Source organism: Neorhizobium populisoli, assembly GCF_019430945.1.
In the GTDB taxonomy this organism is placed as follows: Bacteria; Pseudomonadota; Alphaproteobacteria; order Rhizobiales; family Rhizobiaceae; genus Neorhizobium; species Neorhizobium populisoli.
This window is the reverse complement of the sequence record NZ_JAHYCB010000022.1, coordinates 43079-56633: the sequence shown is the minus strand read 5'-3', so window position 1 is coordinate 56633 and position 13555 is coordinate 43079. Positions and strand designations below refer to the sequence as shown.

The 13555-nt window shown below is 62.7% G+C and carries 8 protein-coding genes; 4 read left to right on the top strand and 4 right to left on the bottom strand.

The window, feature by feature from the left end:
• Positions 1-155: 155 nt before the first annotated feature.
• Positions 156-719: a dihydrofolate reductase family protein gene (locus KX729_RS31635; RefSeq protein ID WP_219746424.1), complete on the bottom strand. Its 564-nt coding sequence runs from the start codon at positions 717-719 to the stop codon at positions 156-158.
• A gap of 93 nt (positions 720-812) precedes the next feature.
• Between KX729_RS31635 and KX729_RS31630 the strand changes: the two genes are divergently transcribed.
• Positions 813-1319 (top strand): winged helix-turn-helix transcriptional regulator, encoded by a 507-nt coding sequence (locus tag KX729_RS31630; RefSeq protein WP_219746423.1) that lies wholly within the window; start codon positions 813-815, stop codon positions 1317-1319.
• Here the strand turns inward: KX729_RS31630 and KX729_RS31625 are convergent, their stop codons facing one another.
• The 3 genes from KX729_RS31625 to KX729_RS31615 form a co-directional block, all read right to left on the bottom strand.
• Positions 1320-2123 carry a TIGR02186 family protein gene (locus tag KX729_RS31625; protein ID WP_219746422.1) on the bottom strand — a complete coding sequence of 268 codons (804 nt, stop codon included), beginning with the start codon at positions 2121-2123 and terminating at the stop codon, positions 1320-1322.
• The gene (locus KX729_RS31620; protein WP_219746421.1) at positions 2123-3049 is read right to left on the bottom strand and encodes a sulfite exporter TauE/SafE family protein; all 927 of its coding nucleotides are present in this window, start codon (positions 3047-3049) and stop codon (positions 2123-2125) included. The genes KX729_RS31625 and KX729_RS31620 overlap by 1 nt, the downstream gene beginning before the upstream one ends.
• 265 nt (positions 3050-3314) lie before the next feature.
• Positions 3315-7361, bottom strand: a complete 4047-nt coding sequence (locus KX729_RS31615) for a peptidoglycan-binding protein (protein ID WP_219746420.1) — start codon at positions 7359-7361, stop codon at positions 3315-3317.
• Positions 7362-7842: 481 nt separating this feature from the next.
• Between KX729_RS31615 and KX729_RS31610 the strand changes: the two genes are divergently transcribed.
• From KX729_RS31610 to KX729_RS31600, 3 genes are all read left to right on the top strand, one after another.
• Positions 7843-9636, top strand: a complete 1794-nt coding sequence (locus KX729_RS31610; RefSeq protein WP_219746419.1) for an acyl-CoA dehydrogenase C-terminal domain-containing protein — start codon at positions 7843-7845, stop codon at positions 9634-9636.
• Positions 9637-9869: 233 nt separating this feature from the next.
• Positions 9870-11078, top strand: coding sequence for an acetyl-CoA C-acetyltransferase (locus KX729_RS31605; protein WP_219746418.1), 1209 nt, complete (start codon positions 9870-9872; stop codon positions 11076-11078).
• A gap of 195 nt (positions 11079-11273) precedes the next feature.
• Positions 11274-13490 carry a 3-hydroxyacyl-CoA dehydrogenase NAD-binding domain-containing protein gene (locus KX729_RS31600; RefSeq protein ID WP_219746417.1) on the top strand — a complete coding sequence of 739 codons (2217 nt, stop codon included), beginning with the start codon at positions 11274-11276 and terminating at the stop codon, positions 13488-13490.
• Positions 13491-13555 lie beyond the last annotated feature (65 nt).

The following is a 13555-nucleotide window of genomic DNA, read 5'->3' as shown; positions in this document are numbered from 1 at the left end:
AAGTCGTAGAAGAGCTGCGCCGGAGCTGCCTGACATCCCATCATCGTCCAATCCTCCGCAAATCAATGCGGCGATTGAATCATGACAACGCAGCACCGACAACGCCGAGTTTTTCAACGGAATCGGCCGAAAGCGGAACCTTACCCCCCATTATCTCAATCGGCCTTCCTGATTGCGTAGTGCAAGATCACCGCGCCGTTCCCGGCGATCTGTGAGGAGACAAGCGTCATCTCCGTGAGCCGATCGGCTGCTTTGAACAAGGGATTACCCTTGCCCAGCAGCACCGGCACGATGCAGATCCGGTACTCGTCGACCAACCCTTCCTTCATCAGCGAGGCCACAAGCTCTGCGCTGCCGAAGATGAAGATCGTCTTGCCGTCTTCTGCCTTCAGCTTTTTCAACTCGGAACCCGGCTCGCTGACGACCTGCGTATTATTCCAGCCGGCATCCTGCATCGTCGTCGAGACGGCGATCTTTGCGATGCGGTTCATATATTCCTTGACCGTGCTTTCGTCCTCGTCGGCATTCGGCCAGTAGGCGGCCATGCCTTCATAGGTCTTGCGGCCGAAGACCAGTAGATCGCCTTCCTTGCCGAATTGTTCGGAAAGCGCCATCAGTTCCGGCCCCCAAGCCTTGCCGTGGAAAGACAGGTCCCAAGGCGTCTCGCCTTCGAAATACCCGTCCAGCGTCATCAGATTCCAGACGACCAGCTTTCTCATGTCTTCCTCCTGAGATCAAAACCGGTTGCGTTTAGCAATCGGTTGAAAGCTAACCAAACTGATTGTAGAATGCAAGCGGTATTGGAGACGATAATGGAAGACGTGCATCGGTCGGGTTGCCCGATCAATCTGACGCTGGAAGTGTTGGGCGATCGCTGGAGCCTTATCGTCATCCGCGACATCATGTTCGGCAACCGCCGCCATTTCCGCGAAATCCTGCAGAATTCGGAAGAGAAGATTGCCTCGAACATCCTGGCGGATCGCTTGAAGCGGTTGGTCGAGCGTGGCCTTCTGACCCGCGAGGACGACCCCAGCCACAAGCAGAAGGCCATCTACAGCCTCACCGAAATGTCGATTCGCCTCATCCCGATCTTCGCGGAAATGGGCGCCTGGGGAAATCGCTTCCTGCCGGTCTCGGAAGAGCTGTCGATCCGCGCGCAGCTGCTCGAAGAGGGCGGCCGGCCGCTCTGGGAAGATTTCATGCAGGAACTACGTGTCCTGCATCTCCATGTTCCGCGCGATCCGGACAAGCCTTCGGTCTTCGACCGCCTGCGCGCCGCCTATCTGGAAGTCGTCGCCCGCAAGGCGGCAGCCGAGTGATCAATCCTTGCGGAAGATCAGGCTGGCGCCCCAGCCGGTGATGACCGCGATCAGCACGCAGAAAGCGCCGTAGAACAGCGGCCTGTCATGCGCCGCATCGGTGATCGCCTGTTCGAGGCCGGTCTTGACGACACGCAATGGCATTTCCCGCTGGAAGATCAGGTCGCCGCCCTTGAACAGATAGGCGCGCACCATGTGCATGCCGTCCGGAATATTGGCCGGTAGTTTCAGCGAGGCGCGAAACAGGCTGGAAGAGGACGAGACGAAACGCACGCCGCTCGTATCGCGCTGGTAAATCCCGCTCGATAGCTTGAGCCGCCTATAGGCATCGCGGAATTCGGTGATCGAGCCGGAATTCGGAATGTAGCCCACCGGGTTCAGCGGCATATGGGTGATGCCGACGCCGATATTGTTGAGGCTCGGGGCCTCGTCGATCATATCGATCTGGCGGGTGCTGGCGATCGAATAGCTTTCCGGCACCTGCTCGAAGGTCATCGACTCGGTGTTCATCCAGATGCCGAGCACGCGCTCCTTCTTGCGCACCGTGGCATAATCCTTCGGCCCTTCCAGCGTCACCACCACGTCATACTGGCCGATCGCCAGGAAAAGCTCGTCGGCATTGGTCAGCGCGCCGAAAATCGTCAGGTCGGCACCGCGGAAATCCGAGGTAATGGCGATTTCGCTGGTCGAGGCGCCGATCTCCAGACCTTCCTTCGTCGCCGAAGCCTGCCCAAACGGCACCTGCGCCATTACAGGCGAGGCGAGGGCGGCAAGCAGTGCGAAGGTGGAAAGGAGGCGGCGCATCAGTAGGACAGGCCCCCGACCGCAACCGAATAGATATCGTCCGGCGTGACGATCAGCCCGATCGCCAGACGGATGCCGACGGCGAGAACCAGAAGAGCCAACAGCGCGCGCAACTGTTCGCCGCGCAGTTTCTGGCCGACGCGCACGCCGTATTGCGCGCCGATGACGCCCGCTACCATCAGGATCGAGGCGAGCACGATATCGACAGAATAGTTGGTCGCCGCCTGCACCATGGTCGTATAGGCGGTCACGAAGATGATCTGGAACAGCGATGTCCCGACGACGACATTGGTCGGAATGCGCAGGAGATAGATCATCGCCGGCACCATGATGAAGCCGCCGCCGACACCCATGATCGAGGTCAAGACGCCGATGCCGAAGCCGAGGCCGACGATCGGGATGGCGGAAAGATAGATTTTCGACTTCTTGAACCGCATCTTCAAGGGCAGCCGGTGCACCCAGTTATGCTGGCCGGGACGCTTCACCGGCAACGGCTCGTTATTTTTCGCGCGGCGCAGCGCCCGCACGCTTTCGAGCAGCATCAGCGTGCCGATCGAGCCGAGCAGCACGACGTAAAGAACGGAAATGAACAGATCGAGCTGGCCGAGCCGTCTCAGCCAGGAGAAGACGAAGACGCCCGCCGTCGCCCCCGCCAGACCGCCGACAAGCAGCACGCTACCGAGCTTCATGTCCAGCGTGCCGCGCCGGAAATGGGTGATGGCGCCGGAGATCGACGAAGCGACCACCTGGTTTGCGCCGGTCGCGACCGCCACGACGGGGGGGATGTTATAGAAGATCAGAAGCGGCGTGATGAGAAACCCACCGCCGACGCCGAACATGCCGGACAGGAACCCGACGGCCGCGCCCATGCCCAGGATGATGAAGATATTCACCGACAGCTCTGCGATGGGCAGGTAGACAGTCACGGCTTGGATCCCGACGGAGGCAAAACGGCATGGAGCAGACGCCCGCGGATCGCCACGGCCCGCCCGCTGCATGGAGGGAAATCACTCCCACATGCAGCATGAACGAGGCATGAAGGGTCTTATCCGTGATGCGGTCGAGGAGCCTTCAAGTCAATTCGCAAGTATCGGATAAAGCGCTAATTTTACCGTTTTTATGGCGGCGTGATTAATATAGCGCTTCACTCCAATCTCTGTCGGGTAAGTAGAGTAAAGAAAACCTTATCTCTTACTTGTTGCGTGCCAGCAATTCCTTGACGAAGGCGTCGTTGACCTTGCCGTTCGGCTCCTGGCCGACGGAGGTCTGGAATGCCTTGATCGCAGTCACTGTCTTACCACCCATCTTGCCGTCCGGCTGGCCGGCATCGAAGCCGTTCTTGTTCAGAAGTGCCTGGATGTTGCGGATCGCCTTGTCCATATCGACCGAAGCGGTGGTCAGCGGCTTGCCGGAAGCCCATTCGTCGGGAAGGTTGACGGAATTGGCTTTCGGATCGAGCGGCTTGACCTTCCACAGGTCCACCTTGGCGCGGGCGCTTTCCAGCTGTTCCTTGCGCATCGAGTTCGCCACTTCGTCGCGCTTCTGGGCGGCGTCCTTGTCGCCGTCCTTGGCTGCGACGGCAAACCACTTGTAGGATTCTTCCAAATCCTGCTTCACGCCATTGCCACGGGCGAGCAGGATGGCGAGGTTGAACTGGCTGTCGGCGACGCCGTAATCGGCAGCCTTGCCGAACCAGCCGACGGCTACGGCATAATCCGGCTGGCCGGTGGCGCCCGAAGCGTAGAGGACGGCGAGGTTGTGCATGGCGCTGGCATTGCCCTGGTCGGCAGCCTGCCTGTAATAGGTCACGGCCTTGCCGAGATCGCGCGAAACGCCGGTGCCCTTTTCGAAAAGGTTGGCCAGGCGATACTGCGCCGGTGCAAGGCCGCGGTCGGCGGCAAGCTTGTACCAGTTGGCGGCTTCGGAGGGATCGGCCTTCACGCCGCGCCCTTCGGTAAAGCGGGCTCCGATTTCAAACAGCGCATTCGGGTCGCCATTGGTCGCAGCGTCGGCGAGCGACTTCGGCTGGATACCGGCGGGAACGACGATCGGAGCCGGTGCCTCGGTCTTCAGTGCGGCGACGAACTTGTCCTGTGCCGGCTGGTTATTGGCCGAAAGCATGACCGAATTCGGCGTTGTCGGCCGGGGATCGGTCAGATGGTTCTGCGTCATCACCGAATTCGGCTGGCTGGCTGCCGGAGCAGCCGGCTGCGGCGGCGCGAGCGGTGCTGCAGCAATTTCGCTGTCGCCGTCGGCACCATCGGTGGCCGCCTGGTTTTCGATGGTCGGGATTTCGGTCTGGCCGGTCACGTTGGCCGGGGCCACGGGCTTGGCCGGAGCTTCGATCTTGGCGGTCGGGGCCGGAGCCTTGTTGCCGCCGGTCAGCTTGCCGGCGATCGGCAGCGCCATCAGGGCCAAAAGCACGGCACCGACGGCCATCAGGATCGGCCGGCGATGCTGCGAAAGCATCGCGCCGAGACCCTTGCCGCCGGACACCTGGCCGCCTGAAGTCTTGCCAACCGAGGTTTTGCCGCCCGGCTTGCGAAGGTTCTTGGATGCGGCTGCACCCTGCGAAGGATCGGTCTCCTGCGCGGCGGCCTTGGCGGCGCGGCGCGCGGCTGCGATATAGTCGGCCCGTTCGGCGGTGCCGGTGCGGTCGCCGCTGAACTCGCCGGCGGCCTGGCTGGCGCGCACGCGTTCCAGGATTTTCTTGACGTCCGGCGCGCCCGAGCCGGGTTCCAGCAGGTCGTTTTCACGATCCGCCGGCAGCACGTCTGAAGGATCGATCGACGGCGTCGGTTCCATGAACGCGCGGCCGCCGTCCTTTACAGCCTCCGCCTTGCCGCCCGGCAGGAAGCGGCGGGACAGCTCGGTCAGCAGGCTGGTCTTGGAAGCCTTTTCCGCCGCTGCAGCCTTCGCCTCGAGCGGCTCGGCGGTCATCACCGCCTCGGCTTCGGCCGGATCGCGGAACGGCATTTCGCGGTTGCCGAACGTGGCAACCGGCTGCTCGTCCTCATGCTGTTCGACGAAATGCCCCTGCGAGAAGCTGTAATGGGTGGTTTCCGCGACCTGCAAGGGCGCGGCAGCCGGCATGGCCGGAGCGCGGCGTGGTTCGTGATATTCCGGCTCGGCATGACGGCGCGCGGGCTCGGCATAGGCCGCAGCCGTCAGGCGCTCTTCCATGCCGTCCAGCCGGTCGGCGATCTGAACCAGTGTGCCGTGCAGGGCTTCGAACGTGTGCTGCGTGCGCTCTTCGGAACCGCGCGTCAGGTCTTCCAGATGGCGCAGGTCGTCGGCAAGCGCGGAAAGTGCGGCCATGTCTGCGGCGGCAACCGGCGCGCCGCCAACCGTGTTGCGCGAATAGGCCTCGACGACGGCTTCGGCCGCCTGGCGGGCCGCCTCGATGATATATTCGTCATTGGTCGCCATGTAGTTTTCGATTGCCGCCATGCGGTTGTCGAATTCTGGCGAAAGGCCCATGGCGCCGGTCTGCGGCTGGCTGATCAGGGTCGCGAGATTGGCGATCTGGTCTTCCAGGCTGCGGATCGCATTGTCGTCGTTGCGCGGTGCGACCGTCGCCTCGTCGAGACGGGCGGCGATATCGCTCAGCCGGTCTTCGAGACGGCCGAATGCCTGCTGGTCGAGGGCCGGCTGCATGCGCGGCGAAACGTCGATCTCTTCGATACGGCGAGCCAGAAAGTCGAGCCGCTCCGCCAAAGCGTCGTTGACGCTGCCCTGTTCCAGGCCATCGATCTTGCGGGAAATATCGGCGAGGTAGTCGGAAAGATCGGCCTGGATCGGGCGCTGGGCCTGTTCCAGCATGACCGAAAGCTGTTCCAGCCGCTCTTCGAGCCTGACTGCCGCCTGTTCGTCGGCCAGCTCTTCGATGCGGCCGGTCAATGCCTCAATGCGTGCGGAAAGGGCTTCCGTCGGATCGACCTGCATATGCGCCTGCTGGCCCATCATGTCGATCTGTTCGGCCAGCGCGCCGATACGGCCTTCAAGCCGGTGCAGGAAGGACTGGTCGATCGTCGCGGCGGCCGCTGCACGGCTGCCGGCAGCGATCGCGCGGCTGATCTCGTCCAGTCGCTGGTCGAGTGTCGCGAACTGCTCGGCGATCACCGCATCGTTCGGCTGCATGCGGGAGCCGATCTGCTCCATGGCGCCGGCAACGGTGATCAGCTTCTGCTCAAGCGCGCGGATGACCGGGCTGTCGCTCATTTCGCCGAGCTGGGATTTGATATCGTCGATCCGGTAGGCGAGCGCCACCAGTTCGTCGCGCAGGGCGGCGGACTCGCCGTCAGGCTGTATGCGGTCTTCGAGACCCTGCCAGCGGGTTTCCATGCGGCGCATGGAATCTTCGCGTGCAAGCCCGTCCATGACGTGGCGCAGTTCTTCGAACTCGGCGCGCAGGCCCGCCGCTTCCGGCGTCGCCTGATAACCGAGCTGGTTGATGCTTTCGGCCATGCGGGCAAGGTCGCCGCGCAGATCGTCGGCAAAATGCTGGTCCGTCGCGGCAGACTTGATCGCACGGATTTCGCCGCGCAGCGCATTCATCTCGCGGGCGACGCCCTCGGAAATATCCTGCTTCAACTCCTGGCGCAGACTGACCAGCGCCTGAGCGATCTCGCGCATGCCGTTATCCGGCTGCTGCGGCTGCGCCACCGCGCGACGTGGCTCTTCACGACGAGGAGCAGGCGCGGGAGCGGCTGCCTGGCGCGGTTCTGCATAACGAGGGGCTTCCGCGCGGGCGGCAACGGGGCGTTCCGGCTGGCGATAGGGTTCCGGCGCACGTGTTTCACGGCGCGGGGCGGCTGCATAACGGCTCTCCTCGCGGCGCGGCTCTTCCCGCTGCGGTTCAGCCCGATAGGCATCGGTTCTGTAGTTTTCGGCGCGGCGTGGTTCAGGCGTGCGCGGACGCTCGGCCCGTTGAGCACGGCCGGCTTCCAACATGCGCTGACGCTCGCGGATTTCCGCGAGCGGGTCGATGGTTTCAGGCGGGCGATAGGAGGCGGCAACGGGTGGTGCGATCGGTGCGCGCGGCTCCGGCGGGCGGCGGTCCTGGCGCGGATCACGATAGTCGGCCTGACGCGGCGGTTGCTGCGGCTGGCGGCCGTCGCGCCCCGTACCCGACATGAGCCCTTCGATACGAGCTTCGAGCCCTTCGATGGTGCGGTTCAGCGCATCCAGGGAAGAGCGGTCGCCGTGACGGGAAGGGGTCGATCGTGATCCGTTCATGTGCTCGCTCGTTTCGACTGATGCCCCGCGGTGCCTCTCCTCGAATAACCGCGTCCGGAGCCTTCGCGCGCCCGTAAAGCAGTAATATATTAGAGGGGCCTTACGCAGGACTTGCCATATCGGCGAATGCAAAGATTTTCGAATAAATGCTTTGCGCCGCCATTGAGCCCACTATTTCTACGAAACGTGGTTAACGGCCGGTTAACTTCGGTAAAAATTTTAACCTTTTCGAGCCCGAAGAGCCGCGTCGCACCTGACACGGCGTCAGGCGGCACTATCTTCCCGATCTTTCGTCCAGCTTCGCAACTGTTTTATCCATTAGCTGTGGCTTCGGGACGGAGAAGTGGGCGGCAACGGAGTGCTTCAAGATTTCCGATGCTCACATTTGACGTTTACGCAAACGTCAATTATTTATGCTAGACAGAATGCGGGCTTTGCCGCTGGCGGGGCCCTCGGACGAGGATAGGGAGGAAGCTCGACCATGCCAGTGTACAAGGCCCCGGTAAACGACACGCTTTTCATCTTGAACGATGTTCTGGGGCTGGAGCGCTACGGCAACCTGCCGGGTTTTGCCGATGCCACGCCGGACATGCTGGAAGCGATCATCGGCGAGGCCGCCAAGGTGGCCGAAGACGTGCTGTTCCCGATCAACCTCTCCGGCGACCACGAAGGCTGCACCCGTCATTCCAATGGCTCGGTTTCGGTGCCGGCGGGTTTCAAGGACGCCTATGACCAGTATTGCCAGGCGGGCTGGACCGGCCTTGCCGTGCCGGCGGAATATGGCGGCCAGGGCCTGCCCTACACGCTGCATGCCGCGGTCGGCGAATATTTCTCCTCCGCCAACATGTCGCTGATGATGTATCCGGGCCTGACCCAGGGCGCGATTGCCGCGATCCTGGTGCATGGTTCAGACGATCAGAAGCAGACTTATCTGCCAAACATGATCTCCGGTGTCTGGTCCGGCACCATGAACCTGACCGAACCCCATTGCGGCACCGACCTCGGCCTGCTGCGCAGCCGTGCGGTTCCGCAGGGCGACGGCTCCTACAAGATTTCCGGCCAGAAGATCTTCATCTCCGCCGGCGAACATTCGATGACCGACAATATCGTGCATCTGGTTCTCGCTCGTATCGAGGGCGCGCCGGAAGGCACCAAGGGCATTTCGCTGTTCATCGTGCCGAAGTTCATGGTCAATGCCGATGGCTCGCTCGGTCGCCGCAACGGCGTCACCTGCGGCGCGATCGAAGAGAAGATGGGCATTCACGGCAATGCCACCTGCGTCATGAACTATGACGAGGCGACCGGCTTCCTGATCGGCGCCGAGAACAAGGGCCTCGCCGCCATGTTCGTGATGATGAACGAGGCCCGCCTCGGCGTCGGCCTGCAGGGTCTGGCGATTGCCGAGACCGCTTATCAGAACGCGGTGAGCTACGCCCGCGAACGCATCCAGGGCCGCTCGCTTTCCGGCCCGAAGAACCCGAACGGCAAGGCCGACCCGATCATTGTCCATCCGGATGTGCGCCGCACGCTGATGACCATCCGCGCCTTCAACGAGGCCGGCCGCGCTTTCCTCCTCTGGACCGCGCTGAAATCCGATATCGCCCACCGCTCGGAAGATGCGGCCGAGCGCCAGAACGCGGATGATCTCCTCGGCCTCGCGACCCCGATCCTCAAGGGCGTCATGACCGACAAGGGTTTTGACCACGCCGTCATGGCGCAGCAGGTTTTTGGTGGCCATGGCTATATCGAAGAACATGGCATGAGCCAGTATGTCCGCGATGCGCGCATCGCGATGATCTACGAAGGCGCCAACGGCATCCAGGCACTCGACCTCGTCGGCCGCAAGCTTGCGCTGAACGGCGGCCGCGCCGTCATGGCGATGTTCAAGGAAATCGGCGATTTCTGCGAGGAAAACCGCGCCGACGCAAACATGGCGCCCTTCACCAAGGGCCTCAAGAAAGGCTTGAACGACCTGCAGGCCTCCACCATGTGGTTCATGCAGAACGCCATGGCCAAACCCGACAATGCCGGCGCCGGCTCGACCGACTATATGCACCTCTTCGGCCTCGTGACGCTCGGCTACATGTGGGCGAAGATGGCGAAAGCCGCCCAGACCGGTATCGCGGCAGGCGATGTCCGCGCCGATTACCTGAAGAACAAGCTCGTCACGGCAAAATTCTTCATGGAGAAGGTCATGCCGGAAACGGCGATGCGCAAGGTGCGGATCGAGGCGGGTGCGGATAGCCTGATGGAACTGGCGGCGGAAGCGTTTTGAGCTTTGCCCCTCACCCTAACCCTCTCCCCGCACGCGGGGAGAGGGGACGTGCCTCGTGAAACGCTTGAGGTTGCGGAAAACGGTGCGGCATATTTCCTTCTCCCCGTCAGAACGGGGAGAAGGTGGCGGCAGCCGGATGAGGGGCCTCTCTGAGCAAGAGGCAGTCTCGAACGACAAAGAATTCAAAGGCGCCCACACGCGCCGCCCCGAGTGGGTAATAGGGAGATGACACCATGACCGAAGTCTTCATTTACGACCATGTCCGCACGCCGCGCGGTCGCGGCAAAAAGGATGGCAGCCTCCACGAGGTACCGTCCGTCCGCCTCGCCGCAAAAACCCTAGAAGCCCTGCGCGACCGCAACGGTCTCGACACATCCACCGTCGACGACATCATCATGGGCTGCGTCGATCCGGTGATGGATGCCGGCGCCGTCATCCCCAAGGCCGCCGCCTTCGAGGCCGGGTATTCCACCAAGGCTCCGGGCATGCAAATTTCCCGCTTCTGCGCCTCGGGCCTCGACGCTATAAACTTCGCGGCCGGCAAGATCGCGCAAGGCGCCGACGACATCGTCATCGCCGGTGGTGTCGAGAGCATGTCGCGAGTCGGCATGGGCATGTCCGGCGGCTCCTGGTACATGGACCCGTCGGTCAACTTCCCCGCCTATTTCATGCCGCAGGGCGTCTCCGCCGACCTGATCGCCACCAAATACGGTTTTACCCGCGATGACGTCGATGCCTATGCCGTCGAGAGCCAGAAGCGCGCCGGTGCCGCCTGGGAAGCCGGTTACTTCAAGAACTCGGTCATCCCGGTCAAGGATCAGAACGGCCTGATCATCCTCGACCGCGACGAGCACATGCGCCCGACCACCGACATGCAGTCGCTCGCCTCGCTCAATGCTTCCTTCCAGATGCCCGGCGAAATGGGCGGTTTCGAAGCCGTCGGCATCCAGGCGCATCCGGAAATCGAGAAGATCAACTACGTCCACCATGCCGGCAATTCATCGGGCATCGTCGATGGCGCCGCCGCCGTGCTGATCGGCTCCAAGGCGGGCGGTGAGAGCATGGGTATCAAGCCGCGTGCCCGCATCAGGGCTTTCGCCAATATCGGCTCCGACCCGGCGCTGATGCTGACCGGCCCGGTCGACGTCACCGAAAAGCTCTTGAAGCGCTCCGGCATGAAACTTTCCGATATCGACCTGTTCGAACTCAACGAAGCCTTCGCCGCCGTTGTGCTGCGCTACATGCAGGCTTTCGAGATCCCGCACGACAAGATCAACGTCAACGGCGGCGCCATCGCCATGGGCCACCCGCTCGGCGCCACCGGCGCGATGATCCTGGGCACCGTGCTGGACGAGCTGGAACGCCGCAACCTCAACACCGCGCTGGTGACACTCTGCATCGGCGCCGGCATGGGCACGGCGACGATCATCGAACGGGTTTGAGAATAGCGCACCCGGCGGCCCCTCATCCGGCTGCCGCCACCTTCTCCCCGCGCGCGGGGAGAAGGGATATGCCGCGACGCTGCTGGTCCCCCTCGCCCCGTTTACGGGGAGAGGGTGCGCCGAGCGAAGCGGAGGCGGGGTGAGGGGCAAGCCACAAGCGAGACAGACGATTTCAAGGGAAGAGGAAATCCCGATATGAGCACCTACAAGAATTTCACCGTCGAAACCGACGCGGACGGCATAGCACTCGTCACCTGGGATATGCCGGAAAAATCGATGAACGTCTTCACCATGGAAGTGATGGACGAGATCGACGCCATCGTCGACGCCACCGTCGCGGATGCGGCCGTCAAGGGCGTCGTCTTCACCTCCGGCAAGTCGTCCTTCTCCGGCGGCGCCGATCTCACCATGATCAAGTCGCTGTTCTCGATGCTGGCCGAAGAGCAGGCGCGCGATCCAGAAGCGGCGATGAAGAAGCTCTTCGATGCCGCCGGCCGCATGTCCTGGCTGTGGCGCAAGGTCGAGACCAACGGCAAGCCCTGGGTCTCGGCGATCAACGGCACCTGCATGGGCGGCGCCTTCGAACTGTCGCTCGCCTGCCATGGCCGCGTCGCCGCCAATTCCAAGTCGGTCAAGATTGCCCTGCCGGAAGTCAAGGTCGGCATCTTCCCGGGCGCCGGCGGCACCCAGCGCGTGCCGCGGCTTGCCAACGCGCAGGACGCCCTGCAGATGATGACCACCGGTTCGTCGCTGACGGCCCAGCGCGCCAAGGCCATGGGCCTCGTGCATCAGGTCGTCGAGCCCGCCGAACTCGTCAACGCCGCCAAGCAGATGATCAAGGACGGCCTGAAACCCGTCGCTCCGTGGGATGAAAAGGGCTTCAAAGTGCCCGGCGGCGGCGTCTGGACGCCTGCCGCAGCCCAGCTCTTCCCGGCCGCTCCGGCGATCCTGCGCCGCGAATCCGCCGGCAATTATCCCGGCGCGCTGGCGATCCTCAAATGCGTCTATGAGGGTCTGCAGCTGCCGATCGACACGGCCCTGAAGGTCGAACAGCGTTATTTCACCGAGATCCTGCGCACCACCGAAGCCTTCTCGATGATCCGCTCGCTCTTCGTTTCCATGCAGGAACTCGGCAAGGGCGCCCGCCGCCCAACCGGCCAGCCGAAGACGGAGTTCAAAAAGGTCGGCGTCGTCGGCGCCGGCTTCATGGGCGCCTCGATCGCTTATGTCACCGCCGCCGCCGGCATCCCGGTCGTCCTCATCGACCGGGACCAGGAAGCCGCCGACAAGGGCAAGGCCGTCTCCGAAAAGCTGGTGGCCGATAGCGTCGGCAAGGGCCGGCTTACCAAGGACGAGGGCGAAAAGCTGCTCTCGCTGATCACCCCCACGCCGGATTATGCGACGCTTGCCGATGCCACCCTCGTCGTCGAAGCCGTCTTCGAGGACCGCACGGTCAAGAAGGCGGTCATCGAACAGGTGGAAGCGGTGATTTCGGACGCCACCATCTTCGCCTCCAACACATCCACCCTGCCGATCACCGGCCTTGCGGAAAACTCGAAGCGCCCGGAAAAATTCATCGGCGTGCATTTCTTCTCGCCGGTCGAAAAGATGATGCTGACCGAAGTCATCCTCGGCGAAAAATCCGGCGACCGGGCGCTCGCCATGGCGCTGGATTATGTCGCGGCGATCAAGAAGACGCCCATTGTCGTCAACGATACCCGCGGTTTCTTCGTCAACCGCTGCGTCTTCCGTTATATCCACGAAGCCTATGACATGCTGATCGAAGGCGTGCCGCCGGCGATGATCGAAAACGCCGCCAAGATGGCCGGCATGCCGGTCGGCCCGCTGTCGCTCAACGACGAAGTGGCGATCGACCTTTCCCAGAAAATCCTGAAAGCCACCGTCGCGGATCTCGGCCCCCAGGCCGTCGACGAGCGCCACCTGGCGCTGATCAACAAGCTGGTCGACGAACTCGACCGCCGCGGCCGCAAGAACGGCAAGGGCTTCTACGAATACCCGGCCAAGCCCGCCAAGAAATACCTCTGGCCGGAACTCAAGACCCTCTACCCGCAGAAAAAGGCCGCGGATGTGGACGTCACCACGCTCAAGCAGCGTTTCCTGGCAACGATCGCGCTCGAAGCTGCCCGCACCATGGAAGAAGGCATCGTCACCGACCCCCGCGAAGCCGACGTCGGCTCCATCCTCGGCTTCGGTTTTGCACCCTACACCGGCGGCACGCTCTCCTATATCGATGGCATGGGCGTGAAGGCCTTCGTGGCGCTCTGCGAAAAGCTGGCCGCGGACTATGGCGAGCATTTCGCCCCGACGCCGCTGCTCAAGGACATGGCGGCGAAGGGCGAGACGTTTTATGGGCGGTTTGACCCATATGCGAAGGGGAGGGAGGCGGCGTAAGCCGCCTTTTTCTTTGTAGTGCCGATATAAGTTACCACTTTTCTGACTGATCATTCAACGCTAGG